The organism is Shinella sp. S4-D37 (assembly GCF_040812195.1).
Classification (GTDB): domain Bacteria; phylum Pseudomonadota; class Alphaproteobacteria; order Rhizobiales; family Rhizobiaceae; genus Shinella.
In genome coordinates this window covers 3,558,238-3,576,582 of record NZ_JBFNXL010000005.1, presented here as the reverse complement: position 1 = coordinate 3,576,582, position 18,345 = coordinate 3,558,238, and the positions used below count along the sequence as shown (strand labels likewise).

The 18,345-nt window shown below is 61.1% G+C and carries 31 protein-coding genes and 1 tRNA gene; 16 read left to right on the top strand and 16 right to left on the bottom strand.

Annotation, left to right across the window (positions count from 1 at the left end; all coding sequences use genetic code 11):
- The first annotated feature begins 23 nt into the window (after positions 1–23).
- From AB3G45_RS25110 to AB3G45_RS25095, 4 genes are read left to right on the top strand one after another with little or no spacing between them, the layout of a single operon-like run.
- Positions 24–464, top strand: coding sequence for a DUF5681 domain-containing protein (locus AB3G45_RS25110; protein WP_367833120.1), 441 nt, complete (start codon positions 24–26; stop codon positions 462–464).
- Entirely contained in the window at positions 461–682 is a 222-nt protein-coding gene (locus tag AB3G45_RS25105) for a hypothetical protein (RefSeq protein WP_367833119.1), read from the top strand. Before AB3G45_RS25110 ends, AB3G45_RS25105 begins: the two co-directional genes overlap by 4 nt.
- A gap of 6 nt (positions 683–688) precedes the next feature.
- Positions 689–3,073, top strand: coding sequence for a peptidoglycan DD-metalloendopeptidase family protein (locus AB3G45_RS25100; protein ID WP_367833118.1), 2,385 nt, complete (start codon positions 689–691; stop codon positions 3,071–3,073).
- A 19-nt stretch (positions 3,074–3,092) separates the two neighbouring features.
- Positions 3,093–3,485 (top strand): hypothetical protein, encoded by a 393-nt coding sequence (locus tag AB3G45_RS25095; protein WP_367833117.1) that lies wholly within the window; start codon positions 3,093–3,095, stop codon positions 3,483–3,485.
- A 21-nt stretch (positions 3,486–3,506) separates the two neighbouring features.
- Here the strand turns inward: AB3G45_RS25095 and AB3G45_RS25090 are convergent, their stop codons facing one another.
- From AB3G45_RS25090 to AB3G45_RS25075, 4 genes are all read right to left on the bottom strand, one after another.
- Positions 3,507–3,752, bottom strand: a complete 246-nt coding sequence (locus tag AB3G45_RS25090; protein ID WP_367833116.1) for a hypothetical protein — start codon at positions 3,750–3,752, stop codon at positions 3,507–3,509.
- 103 nt (positions 3,753–3,855) lie between these two features.
- Positions 3,856–4,404 carry a hypothetical protein gene (locus AB3G45_RS25085; RefSeq protein ID WP_367833115.1) on the bottom strand — a complete coding sequence of 183 codons (549 nt, stop codon included), beginning with the start codon at positions 4,402–4,404 and terminating at the stop codon, positions 3,856–3,858.
- A gap of 89 nt (positions 4,405–4,493) precedes the next feature.
- Positions 4,494–4,817 (bottom strand): hypothetical protein, encoded by a 324-nt coding sequence (locus AB3G45_RS25080; RefSeq protein WP_367833114.1) that lies wholly within the window; start codon positions 4,815–4,817, stop codon positions 4,494–4,496.
- Between the two features lie 259 nt (positions 4,818–5,076).
- Positions 5,077–5,313: a helix-turn-helix domain-containing protein gene (locus AB3G45_RS25075; protein ID WP_367833113.1), complete on the bottom strand. Its 237-nt coding sequence runs from the start codon at positions 5,311–5,313 to the stop codon at positions 5,077–5,079.
- Between the two features lie 90 nt (positions 5,314–5,403).
- On the opposite strand from AB3G45_RS25075, the gene AB3G45_RS25070 reads away from it, so the two are divergent.
- The 9 genes from AB3G45_RS25070 to AB3G45_RS25030 all read left to right on the top strand — a co-directional run bounded on the left by AB3G45_RS25070 (position 5,404) and on the right by AB3G45_RS25030 (position 9,020).
- Positions 5,404–5,703, top strand: coding sequence for a hypothetical protein (locus AB3G45_RS25070; RefSeq protein WP_367833112.1), 300 nt, complete (start codon positions 5,404–5,406; stop codon positions 5,701–5,703).
- On the top strand, positions 5,703–6,035 hold the full coding sequence (locus tag AB3G45_RS25065; RefSeq protein ID WP_367833111.1) for a hypothetical protein: 333 nt from the start codon (positions 5,703–5,705) through the stop codon (positions 6,033–6,035). Before AB3G45_RS25070 ends, AB3G45_RS25065 begins: the two co-directional genes overlap by 1 nt.
- Positions 6,032–6,397 carry a hypothetical protein gene (locus AB3G45_RS25060; RefSeq protein ID WP_367833110.1) on the top strand — a complete coding sequence of 122 codons (366 nt, stop codon included), beginning with the start codon at positions 6,032–6,034 and terminating at the stop codon, positions 6,395–6,397. The genes AB3G45_RS25065 and AB3G45_RS25060 overlap by 4 nt, the downstream gene beginning before the upstream one ends.
- A complete protein-coding gene (locus AB3G45_RS25055) occupies positions 6,398–6,664 on the top strand; it encodes a hypothetical protein (protein ID WP_367833109.1) in 267 nt (88 codons plus the stop codon).
- Positions 6,665–6,698: 34 nt separating this feature from the next.
- Entirely contained in the window at positions 6,699–7,427 is a 729-nt protein-coding gene (locus AB3G45_RS25050) for a hypothetical protein (protein WP_367833108.1), read from the top strand.
- Positions 7,427–7,894, top strand: a complete 468-nt coding sequence (locus AB3G45_RS25045; protein ID WP_367833107.1) for a hypothetical protein — start codon at positions 7,427–7,429, stop codon at positions 7,892–7,894. The genes AB3G45_RS25050 and AB3G45_RS25045 overlap by 1 nt, the downstream gene beginning before the upstream one ends.
- Before the next feature lie 10 nt (positions 7,895–7,904).
- Positions 7,905–8,180 carry a hypothetical protein gene (locus tag AB3G45_RS25040; protein WP_367833106.1) on the top strand — a complete coding sequence of 92 codons (276 nt, stop codon included), beginning with the start codon at positions 7,905–7,907 and terminating at the stop codon, positions 8,178–8,180.
- Positions 8,177–8,314 carry a hypothetical protein gene (locus AB3G45_RS25035; protein WP_367833105.1) on the top strand — a complete coding sequence of 46 codons (138 nt, stop codon included), beginning with the start codon at positions 8,177–8,179 and terminating at the stop codon, positions 8,312–8,314. Before AB3G45_RS25040 ends, AB3G45_RS25035 begins: the two co-directional genes overlap by 4 nt.
- Before the next feature lie 67 nt (positions 8,315–8,381).
- Positions 8,382–9,020: a thermonuclease family protein gene (locus tag AB3G45_RS25030; protein ID WP_367833104.1), complete on the top strand. Its 639-nt coding sequence runs from the start codon at positions 8,382–8,384 to the stop codon at positions 9,018–9,020.
- A 55-nt stretch (positions 9,021–9,075) separates the two neighbouring features.
- Here AB3G45_RS25030 and AB3G45_RS25025 read toward each other — a convergent pair whose 3' ends face one another.
- The 6 genes from AB3G45_RS25025 to AB3G45_RS25000 form a co-directional block, all read right to left on the bottom strand.
- The gene (locus AB3G45_RS25025; protein WP_367833103.1) at positions 9,076–9,324 is read right to left on the bottom strand and encodes a hypothetical protein; all 249 of its coding nucleotides are present in this window, start codon (positions 9,322–9,324) and stop codon (positions 9,076–9,078) included.
- Between the two features lie 311 nt (positions 9,325–9,635).
- The gene (locus AB3G45_RS25020) at positions 9,636–9,896 is read right to left on the bottom strand and encodes a hypothetical protein (RefSeq protein WP_367833102.1); all 261 of its coding nucleotides are present in this window, start codon (positions 9,894–9,896) and stop codon (positions 9,636–9,638) included.
- Between the two features lie 413 nt (positions 9,897–10,309).
- On the bottom strand, positions 10,310–10,594 hold the full coding sequence (locus tag AB3G45_RS25015) for a hypothetical protein (protein WP_367833101.1): 285 nt from the start codon (positions 10,592–10,594) through the stop codon (positions 10,310–10,312).
- An 828-nt stretch (positions 10,595–11,422) separates the two neighbouring features.
- On the bottom strand, positions 11,423–11,701 hold the full coding sequence (locus AB3G45_RS25010) for a hypothetical protein (protein ID WP_367833100.1): 279 nt from the start codon (positions 11,699–11,701) through the stop codon (positions 11,423–11,425).
- Positions 11,688–12,179, bottom strand: coding sequence for a hypothetical protein (locus AB3G45_RS25005; RefSeq protein ID WP_367833099.1), 492 nt, complete (start codon positions 12,177–12,179; stop codon positions 11,688–11,690). The genes AB3G45_RS25010 and AB3G45_RS25005 overlap by 14 nt, the downstream gene beginning before the upstream one ends.
- 12 nt (positions 12,180–12,191) lie before the next feature.
- Positions 12,192–12,698 (bottom strand): hypothetical protein, encoded by a 507-nt coding sequence (locus AB3G45_RS25000; protein WP_367833098.1) that lies wholly within the window; start codon positions 12,696–12,698, stop codon positions 12,192–12,194.
- Between the two features lie 240 nt (positions 12,699–12,938).
- On the opposite strand from AB3G45_RS25000, the gene AB3G45_RS24995 reads away from it, so the two are divergent.
- A complete protein-coding gene (locus tag AB3G45_RS24995) occupies positions 12,939–13,166 on the top strand; it encodes a hypothetical protein (RefSeq protein ID WP_367833097.1) in 228 nt (75 codons plus the stop codon).
- 152 nt (positions 13,167–13,318) lie between these two features.
- Positions 13,319–13,519 (top strand): hypothetical protein, encoded by a 201-nt coding sequence (locus AB3G45_RS24990; RefSeq protein ID WP_367833096.1) that lies wholly within the window; start codon positions 13,319–13,321, stop codon positions 13,517–13,519.
- 8 nt (positions 13,520–13,527) lie between these two features.
- Here AB3G45_RS24990 and AB3G45_RS24985 read toward each other — a convergent pair whose 3' ends face one another.
- The 6 genes from AB3G45_RS24985 to AB3G45_RS24960 all read right to left on the bottom strand — a co-directional run bounded on the left by AB3G45_RS24985 (position 13,528) and on the right by AB3G45_RS24960 (position 17,812).
- Positions 13,528–13,764 carry a hypothetical protein gene (locus AB3G45_RS24985; RefSeq protein ID WP_367833095.1) on the bottom strand — a complete coding sequence of 79 codons (237 nt, stop codon included), beginning with the start codon at positions 13,762–13,764 and terminating at the stop codon, positions 13,528–13,530.
- 575 nt (positions 13,765–14,339) lie between these two features.
- The gene (arr, locus tag AB3G45_RS24980) at positions 14,340–14,762 is read right to left on the bottom strand and encodes an NAD(+)--rifampin ADP-ribosyltransferase (RefSeq protein WP_367833094.1); all 423 of its coding nucleotides are present in this window, start codon (positions 14,760–14,762) and stop codon (positions 14,340–14,342) included.
- A gap of 52 nt (positions 14,763–14,814) precedes the next feature.
- Positions 14,815–15,075 carry a DUF982 domain-containing protein gene (locus AB3G45_RS24975; protein ID WP_367833093.1) on the bottom strand — a complete coding sequence of 87 codons (261 nt, stop codon included), beginning with the start codon at positions 15,073–15,075 and terminating at the stop codon, positions 14,815–14,817.
- A 90-nt stretch (positions 15,076–15,165) separates the two neighbouring features.
- On the bottom strand, positions 15,166–15,834 hold the full coding sequence (locus AB3G45_RS24970; RefSeq protein WP_367833092.1) for an SOS response-associated peptidase: 669 nt from the start codon (positions 15,832–15,834) through the stop codon (positions 15,166–15,168).
- Positions 15,835–16,169: 335 nt separating this feature from the next.
- Positions 16,170–16,256, bottom strand: a tRNA-Leu gene (locus tag AB3G45_RS24965).
- A 125-nt stretch (positions 16,257–16,381) separates the two neighbouring features.
- Complete coding sequence (locus tag AB3G45_RS24960) at positions 16,382–17,812, bottom strand: phosphomannomutase (protein ID WP_367833091.1); 1,431 nt, start codon at positions 17,810–17,812, stop codon at positions 16,382–16,384.
- Between the two features lie 127 nt (positions 17,813–17,939).
- Here AB3G45_RS24960 and AB3G45_RS24955 point away from each other — a divergent pair, with 127 nt between their 5' ends.
- Positions 17,940–18,317, top strand: coding sequence for a BA14K family protein (locus AB3G45_RS24955; protein WP_367833090.1), 378 nt, complete (start codon positions 17,940–17,942; stop codon positions 18,315–18,317).
- Positions 18,318–18,345 lie beyond the last annotated feature (28 nt).

Genomic DNA, 18,345 nt, shown 5'->3' with positions numbered 1-18,345 from the left:
CAAAACAGGGGCACTAGCAGGGTATGACGAGAGAAAACACGCCACCAAAGGGCAAGCGATTTGAGCCCGGTCAGTCTGGCAACCCGAGAGGTCGCCGCGCCGGTTCGCGCCCGAAAGCGCTGATGGCTCTCGACGCCCTCGGCGAAGGAGAGGCCGAGGCAATCGTGTTGGCCATGGTTGAGAAGGCAAAAGAGGGTGATGCAACCGCGGCACGGACCATTCTCGACCGTGTGTGGCCAGCTCGGAAAGGTGCGCGCATGGCGTTCGATCTCCCCGAGGTCAAAACCGCCGAGGATCTGCCCGACGCCGTGGCCGCCATCACGCGCCAGGTCGCAGGCGGCGAAATCTCCCCGGATGAGGGCGCCACCGTCGTCGCGCTTCTGGAGGCGCATAGGAAGGCTATCGAGACGAGCGAGCTTGCCGCCCGTGTCGCTGCACTTGAAGAAAGGATGACGAAGAAATGAGCACCAATCTTCTGAGCCGCCTCGAAAAGCTGGAGGCAACCGCCGCGTCGAGAGACCGGCCATATCCCCGCGTTGTCCGGCTCGTCACCAACCAGGGCGAGGAAGAGGCCGCTTATAGGGAAGCTGAGGCAATGGGTATCGATACGAGCCCCGCCGGCAGCGATGTCCTCATCATTCGCCTGGTGGTTCCGTCACCGGTTGCGGCAGAAGCGGAGTAAGCCACCATGGCCAAGGTCAGCACCGTCATTGACACCATCCTTGCGGAGGCGGGCGGCAGCACTCCCGCGGAGCGGCTGGAGGACATGAAGGCGATTGCCAGCGTCATCGCCAATCGCGCCGCGCAGCTTGGCGTCTCCCTTGAGGACGTGGTGAGTGTCCCGAGCGAGTTCAATGCCTACGGCAAAGCCTTCCCTCCGGGTGTCGAGAAATACCGAGACCTTGCCGCGCGCGCCTTGAAGGATGTGCAGGAGAATGGCCCTGTTCATACCGCAACCTTCTATGCCACGCCGAAAGCAGCCCATCGGCTTCCTGACGGGCTCCAAGCTGAAACCGAGACGGCCGGCCACCAGTTTTTCAGCGACCCGGAAAGGCGGTCCATCCGCACGGCGCAAGGCTTTGTGCAGCCTGAAGCAGGTGGCGCCATGCTTGCCAGCTATGCCCCGGAAGAACGCACCAGCGCCGAGCCATCCGCCTTTGATGCGCTGTTCGGGGGCTATTCTGCCACCCCTCAACAGGGCCTGGTAAGCCAGCGCGCAAACCAGGCGGCGGCAGGCACTGGGGAAGGACTTCTCACCGCCGCCCGCGAAGGTTACGGCTCTCCCTTCGGCGTGCTCGGGGATCGGGTGACTAGCGGCTTCGGTTATCGAAATGCGCCTCGCACGCCCTTGGGACTTGGCTCCAATCTCCACCAAGGCATTGACATGTCACTTCAGCCCGGCGCCTCTGGATACACGGCAGAGGCTGCCAACGCTGGCCGGGTCACCTTCGCAGGCCCGCAACGTGGCTATGGCAATATGGTCGAAATCGAGCATCCAGACGGGATGCGGACGCGGTACGGTCATCTTGACGAAATCGGAAACCTTGCGATTGGCGATGAAATTGCGCGGGGAACTCCCCTCGGCTCCGTTGGAAACACCGGCCGTTCCCGCGGCCCGCATCTGCACTTTGAGACTATCGACCCGGAAATGGGGTTTGTAGATCCCCGGTCCGTGGTCGACTTCAATTCCGAGGTTCGCGTCCCGACCCCTGAGGCTCGCCCGAGCCCATGGGAGAGCGCGGTGCCGATGGCGGTTGAGCGTCATCCGCTTCCGAGCCTTGGCACAACGCCCGAGCAGCAGCGCGCCGGTTATGGCCTGCTCGCCGACACGATGCGACAGACGCCGAGCCTCAACCTGTCCGGTGCGGGCGCAAATCTCGGCGCCACCGGACGGATGATGGAGAGTGCCGATATTGCGATGGGTCGGGACGGCCTCCGGGACGCCATGCTCGGCGACACGGGCGTACAGCGCGCCTCTGAAGCTGAGATGGCAGCGCTGCAGGACGAAGCGAACCGCTCCCGTCAGGCGATGGAAGCCAGGATGCGTGGCGGCATCAGCTTGACGTCCGATCAGCAAGCGACGTTCGATGCGCGGCGGGAAAGCGCACTCGGCCTCCTTCATCAGCGTATGAACCCCACCCCGGCGACGGTATCGGTGCCGGATCAGGTCGACGCTATGGGCGCTGAAGCCATGACGGCCGGGCTTGTCGATCCGGTGGATTATCCGCGGAACATAGCGGCCACCGAGCGCCTTACGGGCCTCACGCCGACAATGACGCAATCCGTGTCCGTCGCCGGCATGAACCCGAATATCCAGGATCTGTCCGCGCCGCTGTCCTTGAACGAAAACACGGGCCTCTTGAGCAATCCCGGTCTTCTGAGCGCCGAAAAGCTCGGCATGACGCCCAACCGCGTGAAGACGGTCGATGTGGATCTCCTGTCTCAGCCAAAGGCGGCCGGCATGGGCGTTGTAGAGGGGCCGGTCAGCGCCGGGATCGAGGCGCAGCCGGAAGCCGCCACGAAGAAACAAGCCGAGGTGACGGGCGTTCCTTCGCGGATTGGAGCAAAGACACGAAACTTCGGCGCCACCGTTCTTGGCGGTATGGCAGGGGGTGCACTCGGCGGGCCGATCGGTAGTCTTATCGGCGCGAAGCTCGCCCGGGACGCGTTTGGCACTCCGAACACACAGCAAGGCCTCCTCAGCAAGGAAATCGAACAACGAGGCCTCCTGGGCGGCCTCCTGAATACCGTTACGGGTGGGCGCGCAGATCCCTGGAGCGGCGTCGGCACGCTGAACAACATCGGCAGTGGGGCGCAAGCTGCATATGGCGCATGGGGCGGCCCGAAAGGAACGTCGGCGTTTGCGACCGATGGCTCCCGCATCACCAGCCTTGGCGGCGGCCTCGTCTCCCGCATCGATCCCAACGGCGTCGAAACCCTGTTCCGCGACGGACAGAGTGTCGGCGGTGGTGGTGGGACCCGCGGTCTCCTCGGTGGTCTCTTCGGCCGCAATTTCGGCGACGGAAGCCGGTCTCAGGCAGACAAGGCGCGCGACAGCGTGGGCCTCTACTAATCGAAGGAGCAATATCACCATGGCAAGACCGACGAAGTTCCAGCCCTCCTACTGTGATCAGGTCATCGAGCACATGACGGACGGGGCGAGCCTCACGTCCTTTGCTGCCGAAATCGGCGTGGCCCGATCGACCATCAACGAATGGATGGAAGCGCAGCCGGACTTTGCAGACAGCGTGAAGATTGCCAAGGCGAAGTGCGCGGCCTGGTGGGAGAAGCGGGGGCGGGAACTGGCTGTTGCCGGCGGCGGCAATCCGGCTCTCGTCATGTTCGGCCTTAAGAACATGGGGGCCGACGATTGGCACGAGACGCAGCGTGTGGAGCAAAAGACGACGCTGGAGGCGGTGGACCCGCTCAGCGTATTGCTCACGCAAATCGCGGAGAGCGGCAGGCGGATCACTGATCGGCCTTAGCCAGCCGCCTCTCTCCCGTATTTAGCCGACCTTGATCGCCCCTTTGGCCACATAGTCGGTAACGTCCAAATCGAAGCGCTGCACGACGGTTGCATCTTTGCCGACGTCCGGCGCCGCTAGGTGCAAGAAATACGAGACTGGGCGCTTCATGGAGCGCTCAATCTCGGTGTCTGAGATTTTCTGACCGACATAGACGCCATCGCCGACCTCATGGCCGTCGACGATAATAGGTTCCTTCACTGTGAATTTTACGGGCTTGATAGTCATCGTCTCCTCCATTTGACCGGACATTGACACGGACAGGGCCAAAGAGAAACGCATGGGGAAAGCCAAAGTCTACACCGCCTCAGCGCGGCGATGTACGTTCGCGTCAGGCTGTCCCCATTCGGGTAAGATCTATGAGGTCTGAGACCCCATAGATTTCTAGGGCATCCGCCGCGAACTGGCGTGCATCGCCTTCATTACATCCGACAAAGGCGGGCCACTCGTCGCCGTCCTCCGCCACCGCTATAACATACCAGCAAGCCCCTTTGGGCATCCACGGCTCCATCTCGGCCCATTGGACCTTCGACGGTCTCGGCGCGTCTTCCCCGCCCTCCAGCCGAATATACGCCCACCCCTCGGGAGAGGGATAGGAGCGGTAGACTTCTGGCACTCCGGTGACAGTTCGGTCGTGGAGCCCTCGCACACCGAAGCTCCTCCACTTGTAGTCGGCCGCAGACAAGGCCGTATCCCTGTCGTGGAAGATATCGACAACATGCTCATATCCATCCGTATCGATAGCGGTGAGATAGAACGCGGGTGCGTTCGGGATGAAGGCCAGTTGCCCCCGAACGTCGGGCCGGCTGTTGAAGATCCGCATTTCGCCGTCGCTGGCGTCGAGTTGGAAATACCGATATTCGAATGTGACTTCCGACATAGCCGGGCCTCCGGTTTGGGAGGTTGATCATAACCGGACCGGGTGGTTTTCGGAAGCTTACGCGCGCGCGAGGATTAACTTATCCGCGGTTAACACTTGTCCCAGAGTTTGCCGCATTCCTTATACACAACGTCCCCGATTTTCATGGTCTCGGGGTGCTTCGGATCGAGGGTGAAGAGGAATTTTTCCCCGCCCTCGCACTGTCCCCAATGGATTGATGGCGTCAGGCTGCCGACCTTCTTGCAATCATAGACGCTCATTTCGTCCGTATCGGTGGCGTGGACGTAGAATCCGCTCTTGTGGAACTCAACAAGGCCCCCGTTTTCGCTGCCGTATCGCGGAAAGTACGGGCCAGCAGAAAACGCGGCTGGGGCTATGACAAGGAGGGCGATTGCTGGGATGAACCTTTTCATTTGTCCAGATCCGCGTCCCAAACGATTATGCCACGCTCGTCTAGGAGCTTATTAAGCTTTATCTCGATCGCGTGAAGATGAAGCCATATCACGCCGCCAGCGACCGCTATTGCCGCTCCTGTGGTTTCTCCAGCATAAGCTAGACAAACGGCTTCTACGCCCGTCGCTGGGATGAGTTGGTTGCGCATTTTCATTGCAAGCCCCTCCAGGCCGCAAATCCTAGCGCGACTTTCGACGTAAGCAAGCGTGCCGCAGGTTGTCAGGCGCCTCGCGGCTTAGAGAGCCTGACGCCCGCGCCACCACCGTTTTCTGGGATGAATGTCACGCCGGCCGCTTCAAAGGTCATACGGATCAGCTTGAGGTTCGAATCCCGCATCTCCCCACCCTTCTCGAACGCCCTGATAGATACCGTGCTGATCGAAACACGCTCGGCTAGCTCGGCTTGCGTCCAGTTCAGGAGCGCACGGGCGGCCCTGCATTGTTCCGGGGAAACCATTAACTTTCCTTTTTAGTAAGTTCGCTATTGCAAAGGCAAGTTACATAACTTATGTTAAACGTAAGTTAACACCCCAAAGGGAAACTTTCAATGTTCAACCGCTCGGAAATCATGAAGGCCGGATGGGCGCATTACCGCCGTGCACAGGCCTATGTCGCCAGCAATCCCTATCTGCGCGGCACCATCGTCCGCTTCGGAGATTGCCTTAAGGCGGAATGGAAGCGCGCCAAAGCCCAGGTCGCCAAGGCGAAGCTGGATGCCGCCGTGGTTGCCCGCATCGACGCCTTGAAGGCCGAAATCCTCACCCTCGACTGCAAAGCCTTCGGCGTCCGCATCGGTGCCGTGCGCGCCGCCTTGTCGGCGGAACTCGCAAAACTGGAGGTAGCGTAATGGAAAAGCCCACGTCGATTTATCTCCTGCTCGCCACCTATTGGCAGCGCATGGACGAACTCACCGAGGCCATACGGCGAACGGACGATGCCGCGCATGACACGCCGGAGCGCGAAGCAGCATTCGCCGCACAATTCGAAGTCGGCGGACGCGTGAACGAAGCGGAACAGGCTGTCGCCGCATTCCGTCCAGAATGGCCATATGAGGCCAAAATCAAAGCTGATTTCCTGCACCGCCTCGCCGCGGAAAATAACGGCAGGCTGGAAGACGACGTGACGGCCGCTCTCCTCTCGTCCCTTCCTGGCCTCGTAGAGTGGAGGTCGCCCGCATGACGGAAGCACTCGCACGCCTCGGCGCCACCTTCGCCGCCCTCATGGCCGACTACCGAGCCGCTCAGTCTCAGCTTGCCGCGCTCCAGCACGAAGCCGACCGCACCGCGGCCGATGCTGGCTTGGTCTACGGCTCCTCGGCATGGTCCGCGCATCGTTTCGCCGTCACCGGCCGCACTGTCCACCACGTCAATGAGCTCTACGAGAAGCTGGAGGATCTGGCGCAGGCCATCGCGCCGATGCGCCCCGCCTGCTTCGCCGGCCTCCTCATCAAGGCCCGCGCTCACCACTTCGCCGGCAACCCCGCCGCCATCATCCCCGAAATCGAAGCCCTGGCGCTCGCCAGCAATCAGGAGGCCGCATAGATGACCACGACCCGTCGCACCTTCCTTGGCGGTATTGCTGCAGTATCCATTCCGCCGGCCGCCACGGTGGTAGCTGCCGCAGAACCGGAAACTCCTTCCGTTGACCAGTTCCTCGCCGTCGCCACGCCGGCAGAGCGGGCCCGATATCACGCGGACGCGCTCAAGGAGGCTATGGCCGAAATTCACCCCGATCGGTCTTGGCGTAGCGTGATCGACGACAAGCACCAGTTCGTGCTCACCATCGGCGATCCGCGCCCGGACGCATAAGCCCCAACCTCATCAGAAATTCGGAGAAACCACCATGCCGAACGAATTCGTTCCGGTTGCCGGCGAAGCTATGCCCGCAAACCTTTCCCGTCGCTTCTTCTTGTCCCGCATGGGCGGTGTTGCCGCTGCCTCGGCGCTGGCGGCCGCCCCGGTCGCGGCGGCGAGCGGTCCAAAAGAAAACTCCGAACTGCTCGACCTCGGAGCACGGTTTGAGGCAGCTCACGCCGACTACTTCGCCACAAGTGAGCGGGTGTCCGAACTGCAGCCGGTTTTCCGCGCCATGGCACCCGCCTTGCCGACTGAGATTTCCGGTAGCGAACATGAGCGTTTCGACGGGGCGGCGCATGCCGATTTCTACCGCGATCCGGCCTCACCTAAGCTCAAAGACGTGAAGGGAGCAGACGGCCGGCGCGTGCGCATTATCTCGTCCTATGCGCTGGAGCGGAATTTCAGGAGCCAGAAGATGCCGAAGAGCATCGAAAGGCAGTACCGCCTTGCCTTGGATTTCGAGAGAGCGACGGATGCAGCTTTACAGGCGAGCGGGTTGGCCGCAGCGCTGCAAGCGCACCACAACGCGGATGGAGCCTTACGCCGCGTCATCTACGATATGTCGCAGACCCGCGCCCGCACGCCGGGCGGTCTTGCCATCAAGGTACGGGCGACTGCCGCTTATGCTGCTTTGGGTGCCGACGAGCGCTTTTCCGCAGCCCAATGGCTGGCAAAGTCCATGTGGGGCGACCTTGAGGAAGGGGAGGCTCTGTGATGGCCGCGCTGGAGACTTTCCGCCGTTCCGAACTGGAGCGCCGCATTGAGGAGATGATTGCCCTGCTCGATTTGCTGGACGATGACGCGGACATCGAGGACGGCCACGACGATGAGCCCACCTTGGGCGCTGAGAACGACCACGATGGTCGGCCCCAGGAGTTTTGGGCGCAGTCGTCTGAGCTCGATGAATGCGAGGCCGAAGACGAGCACGGTGGCGATATCCTTGACGAGCCGCACGACGACGATGAACTCGACCAGAACGGCGATGAGCAGGATTGCTGCCGATCCGAAGACGAGTGGCATCCCTTTGAGCCGGGAATGCAGTTCGATGGGACCGGAGTTGCCAAGGCGGGGGAAATGCTGCGTCGTGCCAAGACCCGCCGTGAGCCCTACAGCGAAATCATCGGCACCCGCCATCACCGTCTCCAAGATGGCAGCGTCTTCACGTCGCTCGTTCCACGTTGAGGAGGCGGACATGCTGATCGCTTATGCAGGAGCAGAACGTCGGAGCGTCGATGTTGCCCCGAAGACGCCGCGCCGCAAAGGGAACTATCGAGGCAGGAAGCCGGGCAGCAAAGCCGCGGTCTTCACCCCGGAAGACGATGCCGAAATCATCCGGCTCTACATCGACGGCGCCCCCTATAACGTCATCGCCAAGGAGGTTGGGCAGCCGCGTACGAACGTATTCAATCGCTGCCGACTGCTCGGCCTGCCTTTGCGTGTCGGCCGTTGGCGGGAGGGCAGTCGATGAAGCTCATTGCCCTTCTCATTGCAATAGCCCTCCTCCGCACCGCCAAGGGCATCGCCTGGGCGGGTGAGCGTGTAGCCGATGCCGCGGTATGGATCATCGACCAGTGCGACCCGCAGACCCGGAGGCGCACATGAGCGGCCCCGGGTTTACGATTTAGTAATTCCTCAATCTCAGGGTGAGCCCGAAGGAGAGGGTCGCTAGATGGTCGTGGTAAACTTGGAGAGCGCCAGGCGTCGGTCGCGGCGAGCATTTGCCGGGCGGGTTCTTGGAGCGTCCGCGGCGGTCTTCCTTGCAACGATTACTGTCGGCACTCATTGGCAGTCCATTGCCGCCTTCTCGGCGAATGTGGTGAGAACGGCAAAAGACGTTGTTGTCGAGTTTACAGCTTCCGACCCGATCGAGCGCAATCCCGGAATAGATGCTGACGCGATAGAGGGCATTCCCGATCCACTTCACGTTCTTGGGGAACAGTCGCCGGGGGGAATGCGAGTGAACCAGGGCTTCACCATTTGCAGCGGGTCGAAGCGGGTTACGTGCATCGTGGATGGCGACACATTCTGGCTTCGAGGCGAGAAAATCCGCATCGCGGACATAGACACCCCCGAAATCGGAAAGCCTCAGTGCGCGCGAGAACTGGCGCTTGGACAGAAGGCAAAGATGCGCTTGCAGGCCCTGTTGAATGCGGGACCATTCGAAATGCGCCCGTTGCCGGATAGGGAGGCGGACCAGTACGGTAGGTCGCTCCGCATCCTCATGCGAAACGGCCAATCGATCGGCGACAAGCTGGTGGCCGAAGGTCTTGCTCGCACCTGGGAGGGGCGGCGCCGACCGTGGTGCTAAATCGCCTTCTGGCTTGAGCCACCCAGTGCTCCCGAAACTGATCAGCAGTCTTCGCCTAGTCGTCCAACGTACCCGCCATTACGACCCATAGTTTGCTGACATACCCCGCGGGGATGGGCCAGTTCTTTCTTTTCATCTCCTGGAGACCGGCCCCCACCATGGCAGGTGTTGGTTGGCCGAAGAAATCGAACGAAACGCTCGCGTATAAAAGATGCCGTTCTCTCTCTTCGTCGCTGGCCTGCCACCATGGGTCGCCGACGCTTCGTTCATAAATCGCCTTTGCGAGCTTCTCGACCCTGTTCAATGCTGGATCTCGCTTGGCGTAACGGAGGCATTTAACCGCGCCTGAAGGAAAAGCCGTGCTCGCTGGGCGATTGCGGGGGACGTGGGGCTCGTCAACGCGTCGATCCGCAATAGCGCCTCCTTAAGCACCTCATCGCATTCGTCTGGTCTTATCCTATGCGAGGACGTCAAGTGGTCCAGAAGTGACGTGACAAGCGTGTAGGCGGCCAGCCCAGCGGCTTCATCGTTGATTGACATGCGACAATCCTCCTGATGGAGAAGAGAACACTAATTCGCGCTTGAGTCGAGTGGGCGCAAGCCGTTTTGCTGTCATCAAGCGTTGCGATGAATCTTCGCCAGCACGAAGTCGTTCGCCTCACGGTTTCCGCACTGCGTGCACCGTAGCTTCGGCTCCAAGGTGATGATCATGCGCGCCCGACCGTATCGCCGCGCCAGTTCCCGTCGATCCAGATAACCGGCGTGCTTGCAGCGAAAGCACCGGGCGCCGAGTTCGTACCATTGCGGAATGTCCTGGAAGGCGACGGAGTGCTGGCGGCTGTTGACGTTGACGCCGGTCAGCGTCGTCGGATCCATCGGATTGCCGGCAGTAAGATCTATGCCGCGACGATGGCGCATCGCTGCGGCCGTTAGTCTCGATCAGGCTCGGGACGCCAGCCGCGAGAGAATCCATGGCTCATTGCCCTGCCGGCAAGCTCAAGCTGCCAGCGCAGATAGGCGCAGTCCGCCAGGAGAGTGGCTATCGCTGCTCGGGCATCACCGTCGTGCCAGGACAAAGCTTCATCAATCGGGTTTGAGGTTTCAGAGTGTTTTCCGAGCGGACGCACGTTCTCAATCTCCTGTGAGGCCACAGCAGGCATCAAAAAATGGGTTGTCAGGTAGCGGCCGCATCGCCGGTGTGTTCTTAGTATGTTCTCGCTCTGGAATGAGTCAAGCAGCTTGAGAAATTAATCCTGAAGCGATCCGAAAAATGCCCTTGGGCTGCCGTCCTAACCGCCATGCCGGCCCGGCGCGGCGTCGTCCGAGCGCGTCGTTCCCGCCTCCTCGGATAGATGGCCCTCATCAGGCGCGCGCGGGTGAGCCTGCCCCGGGCGCTCCACTTTGAAAAGCAGCGTCTCGAGCTCTCTAGCGCTGAAGCTCGATTCGAGCCTACGTTTTGCTTCGTCCACCAAAATCTGATCCGGCACTTCGGATGCGGCATTGAAAGGAACAAGCGCCAAGAGTTCATGCCCCGGCTGGTTCCGATAAGCTCTTACGACTAATAGGTTCGCCATTTCCCTCCCCTTTTTCGTCTGCAACGATAGTTCGCTGACTGTTTGCATCGTAGACGTGTAGAGATGGGAGCTTATTCGAGTGTAGAAGAGTTTCGTGTTTCTGGCATTGCCTATGCCATGCCGGGCTTTGCGACCGGTACGCACGAAGGCCGCTTCTGCCGCTGCGCGCCGCTTTTCTGCGCGTTATGGCGCTGACGATCCAACGAGCCATCGCATGGTCGATCGATCGGGCAGGACCTTGGTGATCTGCTCATCATGATGGGCACGGGCCGCGCATGGAGCTCTGCGTCCATGATATCGGATGAAAACGCTTGGTGTTAGACCGAGTATCCCGGCCATGTGAGGTCGTGCATCGGCTCCCCGGAGCATCGATAGTTGTCTGCAAACTGTCCGGTCATTTTCGACCGGCATGCCCACAGTAAGCCATAGGCGTTGGGGCTGCTGAACTGATCCCAAGCGTAATCTTCGATGTACCCCGCTCCACCGCCACAATGATGGTTTGCACAATACGCTACGGCGCCGCCGACCAATGCCACCGCTACGAGCGCGGCGGCTGCCTGGTTCTGTTGACGTACCATATCGCCGCAAGAGGCCGGATTGATCGTTCGCTTCGTCAATTCGGAGTGAATTTGGTAGCGCAGGCCTTCGTCTCGCGTCTCGACGTACGAGCGGCACAATGCAGCCTTGCTTACCTTATGCGGCTCTTTCTGCATTTGCGAAGTCGAAGTAGTGCAAGCGGTCAACGCAAACGACAACGCGGCGGCGACAAGCCCCCGGCCCCAAGACATCCCCATGCCCCTCTCCCTTTTCGGGAAAGGAAGCACTTATTCACGCAGGAGTCGAGTCTGCTTTCCTGCGAGCTAGGATTGCGTCGATCCTGTTCTCGGGCTCATTGGGAAGGTCAGAGAATGCCGCATCAAGGGCCACGCGGTCCCAAATCACGCGGCCATCTACCCGCTTGGGCGTCGGCATCCTACGGTCGGCGACCATTTCGTCAAACTTTGTCGTTCCGACGCCGATATACCTAGCAGCCTCCTCCCGCGACATGCCGCGAGGAGGATATGCCAGAGTGTCGCGAAACCTAGACACTGCGCTATCCCCTGCCATCGCGTAGAGCTTTCACCCGTGCGCGCGTGAGTGGGTTATCCAGCCTCTTGATCCGTTCCTTTTTTTGCAGTGGCGCATTAGGAGGCGGCTCCATCGGTTCGGGTACGGCGGGGGCCTCAAGGACGTTCGAGGCTGAGTTTTCGATCCGTTCTACCTCCTCGCGGGTGATGCGAAGAAGTTTGCCGCCCAGATTGAATCCCGCCAGCCGCCCAGTCGCTACCATGTTTCGAATGGATTGGTCCGAGCAATGCCATCGCTTCGCAAGCGTAGCAGGGGAGAAGACCTGCGCCGTCTTAGTAGCGCTATTGATTCCAGCGGCATCCGCCTCGCTGGGCTGAAATGGTGGCGGGACAATCCCAATGGATATTGATCCGTCAGCCTGAAGGCGAATGCCTACGCTCTTTTCCTTGGCAATGTCGGCGGCCGCGCGCAGTTCATCGGCCGACCATCTGCCGAACATCTGACACGCGGTGCCCATTCCTCCCTCCAATCAATTCGTCGGATGCTTCGGCCCGGGTGGGACCTTATATTTAAACTCAATGCCTTCATTCACCAGCACGCGGTTCCACAATAGATCCGGCATATCCAGGTAATGCTTGCGCCACGTCGACTCCGCCGCATCGCTGCTCACGCTGAGCCGAAGCCCGTTCCGGATAACCCGGTAGGGATATCCCACGAGATAGACCGTCCACGCTACCGGTATTACTCCTATGGCAAGAGAACTTATGCCAGGCGAAATGCTGAAGCCTGCCGACGCCACAAATTGCATTCCGAAGCCCAGAAGGAGTTGGCCCAGACCGAACCGGGTGTCCAATCGCGTCTCTGCGAATGCACGAGCCGTGGCCGGGTTGGTGCCCCATGCAGAGGCGGCTTGCCGCTTTAGTCTGGCGTCACTTACGAAGAACCAACCGCGTGAAAGGGCCACTGCTCCAGAGAAATCCCACGCGATGCCGGCCAGCGACAAGCCGTTGATCGCCGTATTTGACCAGTCAAGCATATCCTGCCGTCCCTCCTCAAAGCACACCATGGTACGTGGCACCCGAACCGGGGGCAAGGAAGCCGCGAAACGCGAAGTCTAGGCGTGGAGGGATGGTGCTCACTCCAGGCTAGACATTTATCGCGAGCGGGGCGCCGACCGTCTGACCCCTGCTAAAGCAGGGTATTAACAGGCCCTGCGTGCTTCTTCCGAAATCCCGCCCTACATTTGGGATGGGATGAGATTTTTCGGGAAATGACGATGGAAGACGCGAACCAGACCACCCATCAACGATGCAAGGAAGCCGTGATGGCCGAGCTGATCGCCGCGGGATGCACGCCGGACCATCCGATCGACCTTTACCTCGTCGGCCCGACCCTGGTTGCGGCGGGCTTCACCGAGCATCAAATCGTTACCGCGCTCGACAGCCTCGAATACGAGAGGTGTATCGAATATACCGGCGGCAACCGCGTGCGGCTCACCCGGTGACCTGCACTCGACTCCTGCGCCCTGCCGTTGCATCCTGCTTTATCGAACCGGAGGAGTTTGCGTCATGGCTCGACAAGTCGCGCTTTGCTTTGTCATCGGCATAGCGGCCTACGCCTGCTTCTGGATGGCATGGCATTGGTTTTGAGGTTGATATGGATGTTCGCGCCCGCCTCCGCCGGATGATAAAAAACGAGGAAACGATACTCGATCTGCAGCACAACGGCATTCGCGACGGCGGCACTGAAAAGACGCTGCGTTGCGAGAACGATGCTACTGCCGAGGCAAGGCGCCGGATCGCCATGTATGAAATGCTGCTGGCGGATCTCGATAAGCGACGGGGAGATCCGCCATGAGAGATGGGCTACTGTAGATTCAGCACCGAGCGGAAGGGGAGGATTTCAATCACCCGACCGCACTCGTCGGCTATTTCAAAGCGCTGCCCGTCGAGCGGCTCACCGGCCCGCAACATCTCGGCCATCATTTCCCTGGCTGCTGCTTTAGCGTCGACGATGGCATCCTCGACGCTATCGAATTCAACCCCTTCCGGATCGATCTCAAAGCTATCGCTATCTCGAATGTGAAAGAAAAATCGCGGCATGGACACCTCTCGCGGCGACAACTTCCTCGAAATCAGAAGGTTCCTGTCGGGAGAGAAAGAGGCGGGCCATCTGCTGAATTAGAAAGCCCGCCCCACCCAAGACCCCACGAGGGACCGTCGCGGAGGCGCACAGGTAACCGTGGGCCGCGCATGAAGTTCCAACTCGTAGATGAAAAAACGCCCCGCCGAGGCGGGGCAAAATGATGCGGCAGATTGGCTAGGTGCCGCTGGGAGGGCCTATGAAAGGCCGCACTCGCATTAAGCCGGATATGGCCGGGGCCCGAAAGGTCAGATTCAGGAAAAGCGGTACGGTTGGCAAACAAAATGGCACCGCCGCAACGGAGACTTTACAGGGCCCAGGGAGTGGAGAACGCTCACGAAAGCAGTTCGTGCCTACGCAGGCGCCGCCTCCTATTTCGAAGTTCAGAGACGACGCCCGCACGGACCCACCGCAGGGGCAGGGCCTTCCTTATTACCAACTTGGGGAAGGCCAGCCCACCGTAGCTCTCATGGCGCCCGCCTGCTTTCAAAATCCGGTCATTTTGTCATGAGAGTGCCATTTACCACTCCGTTCCTCAGTTGATGATTTCGTTTCGCTCGTCTGCGAGCAGTGTCGCCAGTCGTTCTCTCCACATTTCTAGGGTTTCAGGCGTCAATCTCGTCCAATCGGTGATTTCGCCGACGACCTTGAGTGGTGCGCTGCTGCGATACGACCGAGTGGGATTGCCCGGAAATTTCTTGTCGGTCACGTTCGGATCGTTCTCGAATGCTCCGGTGGCCTCCACGACGTAAACACGCGGGACGGCGCCGCCCGAGTTGAGTTCCGCCGCGATTTCAGCGGCTAGCCCAGCACCATTCACAATGGCAGTGAAGTAGATGTGGTTCATAATCACCTCGGGGCGATAGTTCGATCGCCACCCTGCGGTGAGGAAATCACCAACGCGTAAATCCGCGACTGTTCCGTGAAAGAACGGCCCCTCGTCCAGTACTTCGGTCATCGTCCTCGTCCTTGTCGCCATCCCCAACCGAGCCGAATAGCATCCCGGCCATTCAAGCTCTCACAAATACGCCGGCCTCAGTCGCCGCCGCTAAAAATGCCTCCCTCGCCTTTTCAGGCGGAGTCGTGCCTTCCAAAGCGAGCAAGCACATGGACTTTGCAGTCACGAACGCCTCGCTTTCATCGATTGGCCATTCCCCGAGTAAAAGAAGGGCCGCTTCTGCGGCGCTGGAGACAATTCGATACTGACCGGGGGTGGCGGTCTCGATCGTGACTGGTTTGTCCCAAAATGCCCAATGCATGCTGTCTTTCACGAAAAATCCATGCAGCAATGCCCCCGCATCAGCGGAGGGTAGAGATATAACTAACGGGCTCGGAAATGCAGGGCCGGATCGATTGTTCCCCTAGAGGGAATTTATAATCGGCGCCGGCCGCCCGGTAAAGCGGGAGCTGTTGATGTCCCGGCTGACCCGGTGCATCTGCATCTGGCCGTCCAGATGGTGCCCCAGGATGCCCTTCAGATTTTCTTTCGGCGTTGCCGGATTCAGCCAGCCTTCGAAAACGTCAGGATCGAGGATGACGGGCATCCGGTCATGAATCTGGCTGATAGGTGCGATCGACGGCGCCGTTATGATGGTGCAGCTGGTAACGTCGAGCTTGCTGTTATGGGCCCAGAGGCCGGCAAAGGCGAAAGGTCGCTCCCCCGGCATCTGGATAAGCCACGGATCCTTGCCGCCGTCTTCCGCCTTGGTCCATTCATAGAAGCCGTCCGCGGGAATAAGGCATCGGCGCATCTTGAAGGCGTCCCGAAATGCCGGCGAGGTATCAACGGTCTCGATCCTCGCGTTGAACATCGCGGCCTTGGGCATCTCCTTGGCCCAGTGAGGCACGAGCCACCACCGGCCGTCATCGACGACCTGGTTGCCGTCATCATCAATTCGGACAAACGGGACGGTCTGCGTTGGGGCGATGTTATAGCGCGCCTCGGTGTTGCGGATCACATACTTGTCGGTCAGGCGGTAGAGCGAGACGAGCTCCCGCCATGACAGCATCTGCGTGAAGCGGCCGCACATATTCTGCCCCCTTAGTCCCGAAGCTTCCTCGCGAGGTTCGGTGATTGGCATGCGGAGAGGATAGGGCGAGGGGCATAGGCCGACAAGATGCCCCCTGCGCGCGCCCATTGGGGTCTTCTCACGGCAATGGTCGCAACTCGGGATGCAGGGCGCGGCGTCTACCGGTCTTCTTACACTCAAATTCCCGGTGGCATCGCTGACGACGCAACATGCCGCGTCGATAACGAAACCGTGATCTAGGCTAAGCGAGCGCTGAAAGGTGGGCCAAAAGGTGGATCGGCGCCTAGGGTGTTCCACCTAAGCGCCTGATCTACAAGCAAAACTGCTTTGGAATTTGGTGCCCAGAAGAGGACTCGAACCTCCACACCCTTTCGAGTACCAGCACCTGAAGCTGGCGCGTCTACCAATTCCGCCATCTGGGCGACGGAGAGGCATGTAGAAGGACCGCCTGCCGGTGTCAACAGGCTTTTTGAAGTTTTTGCAACGGCTTGGCAAAAAACATCTTTCCCACGAAAGCGCGCGGCGGGTTTTCGGGTAGGGCAAATGTTCAGTGGCTCGCGGCGAAGGCACGAATCCGGTCCAGCCCGGCGGCAAGCAGCCGCGCGGCGGCGGCTTCGCTCCCGGCTTCCACATAGCAGCGCATTTCCGGCGCGTTGCCGGAGGGGCGGAAATGGATGACGTTGCCGTCCTCCAGCGTGACGCGCAGCCCGTCGATGTCGCTCACCTTGGCCGGCACGCCGATCGGCGCCAGGAAGACGGAAAGCGCGCCGGCGCCAGAGCGCAGCTCCGCCATCAGGGCGGCGCTGGCCTCCACCGGCATGTTCTCCAGCCGGTCGCTGGCCGCGGCGGGCAGGGCGAAGCCGGCGGCGATTTCGGACAGCGGCCGGTTTTCCGCCGCCGCAAGCGCCAGCACCGCGAGCACCGGCATCAGGCTGTCGCGGGTGGGCAGGGCGACCACCGCGTGGCCGTTCACGGTGAAGGGCGTCGCCGTCAGCGTGCCGCCATTGGCCTCGAAGCCGGCGACGGCCGTTTCGCCGGCGGCGACGGCCTCGTTCATGGCGGCGATCACGAAGGGCGATCCCACCCGGGTGCGCAGCACCGTGCCGGACACGGCGGCCTCGATGCCCGAATTGGAGGTGACGGGCGTCGCGATCGCGGTCGCGCCGAGGAAGCGGCTGGCGATGAGGCCGAGGAGGTCGCCGCGCAGCGGCGTTCCGGTCTCGTCGGTGACGAGCGGCCTGTCGCCGTCGCCATCGGCGGAGACGATGGCGGCAAGCCCGTGCTGCGCGGCCCAGTCCTGCAGGAGGGCGATCGTTTCGGCGGAAACGGCCTCGGTATCGACGGGGATGAAGTCCTCCGACCGGCCGAGCGCGACGACATCCGCGCCGTAATGGACGAGCACCGAAACGAAGAGGTCGCGCGCCACCGTCGAATGCTGGTAGACGCCGATACGAAGGCCGGCCAGCGCCTGCTCGGGCAGCAGCGCGCGGTTGCGGGCGGTGTAGAGCGCCAAGGCGGCGTCGTGGAGGTCGTCGGCGGTTTCCTGCGCGGCGTCGAAGGCGAGGCCCTCGGCACGAATCGCCTCGGCGGCGGCGGTGATGGCGGCCTCGTCCGCCTTGTCGATCTCGCCGTTCGGCCGGTAGAACTTGATGCCGTTGCGGTCGGCGGGAATGTGCGAGCCCGTCACCATCAGACAGGCCGCCTTGCGGCAAAGGCCGAGCAGCGCCAGCGCCGGCGTCGGCAGCGCGCCGCAATCGCGCGGGGAAAGGCCCGCCTTGCCGAGCGCCGCGATGGCGATGGCGGCGATCGCCGGGCTGGAGGCGCGGAAATCGCGGCCGATCAGGATCTCGTCACCCTGCCGGGCGAGGCCGGCGGCGAGCAGGTGGCGGGCAAAGGCGGTGGCGTAAAGTGCGGTGGCCGGCCCTTCGAGATCCACGGACAGGCCGCGCAGGCCGCTGGTTCCGAATTTCAGACTCATGCAGTCACCTCATGCCTCTTGCGGTTCGATCCCGTGAAGGAGGCGACATGAATAAAACAAAATGGGTGAACGTAATGCAAAGCAGGGACGTGACAGGGAAAAATCCCGCCAGAACAGTGAGGATCACATGTCGAAGTTTCGAAATCTCGTTTTGGGCTGCGCGATGGGGATAGCCTCCGCGATCGCGCCCATGGGTGCTGCCCAGGCCGTTCCGCTCGCCATGCCGGACATGAAGGTAGACACGAAAAGCGACGTCACGAAGGCGCAGGTGGAGTTCTGCTACGGCTATGGCTGCGACCGCCGTTACTATCGCCGCCACCATCGTCCGAATTACAGCTATGAGCGGCGTTATTATCGCCCGCGCTACGAGCGGCCGCGCCACTATGGCGGGCGCCGGGCGCATGTGAACTGGTGTGCCAACCGCTACCGCACCTACGATCCCTACACCAACCGCTATCATGCCGGCGGGGGTGTCTATCGCCTGTGCTATTCGCCCTATCGATAGGCACGACGAGACGCGCCTGACGGACGGC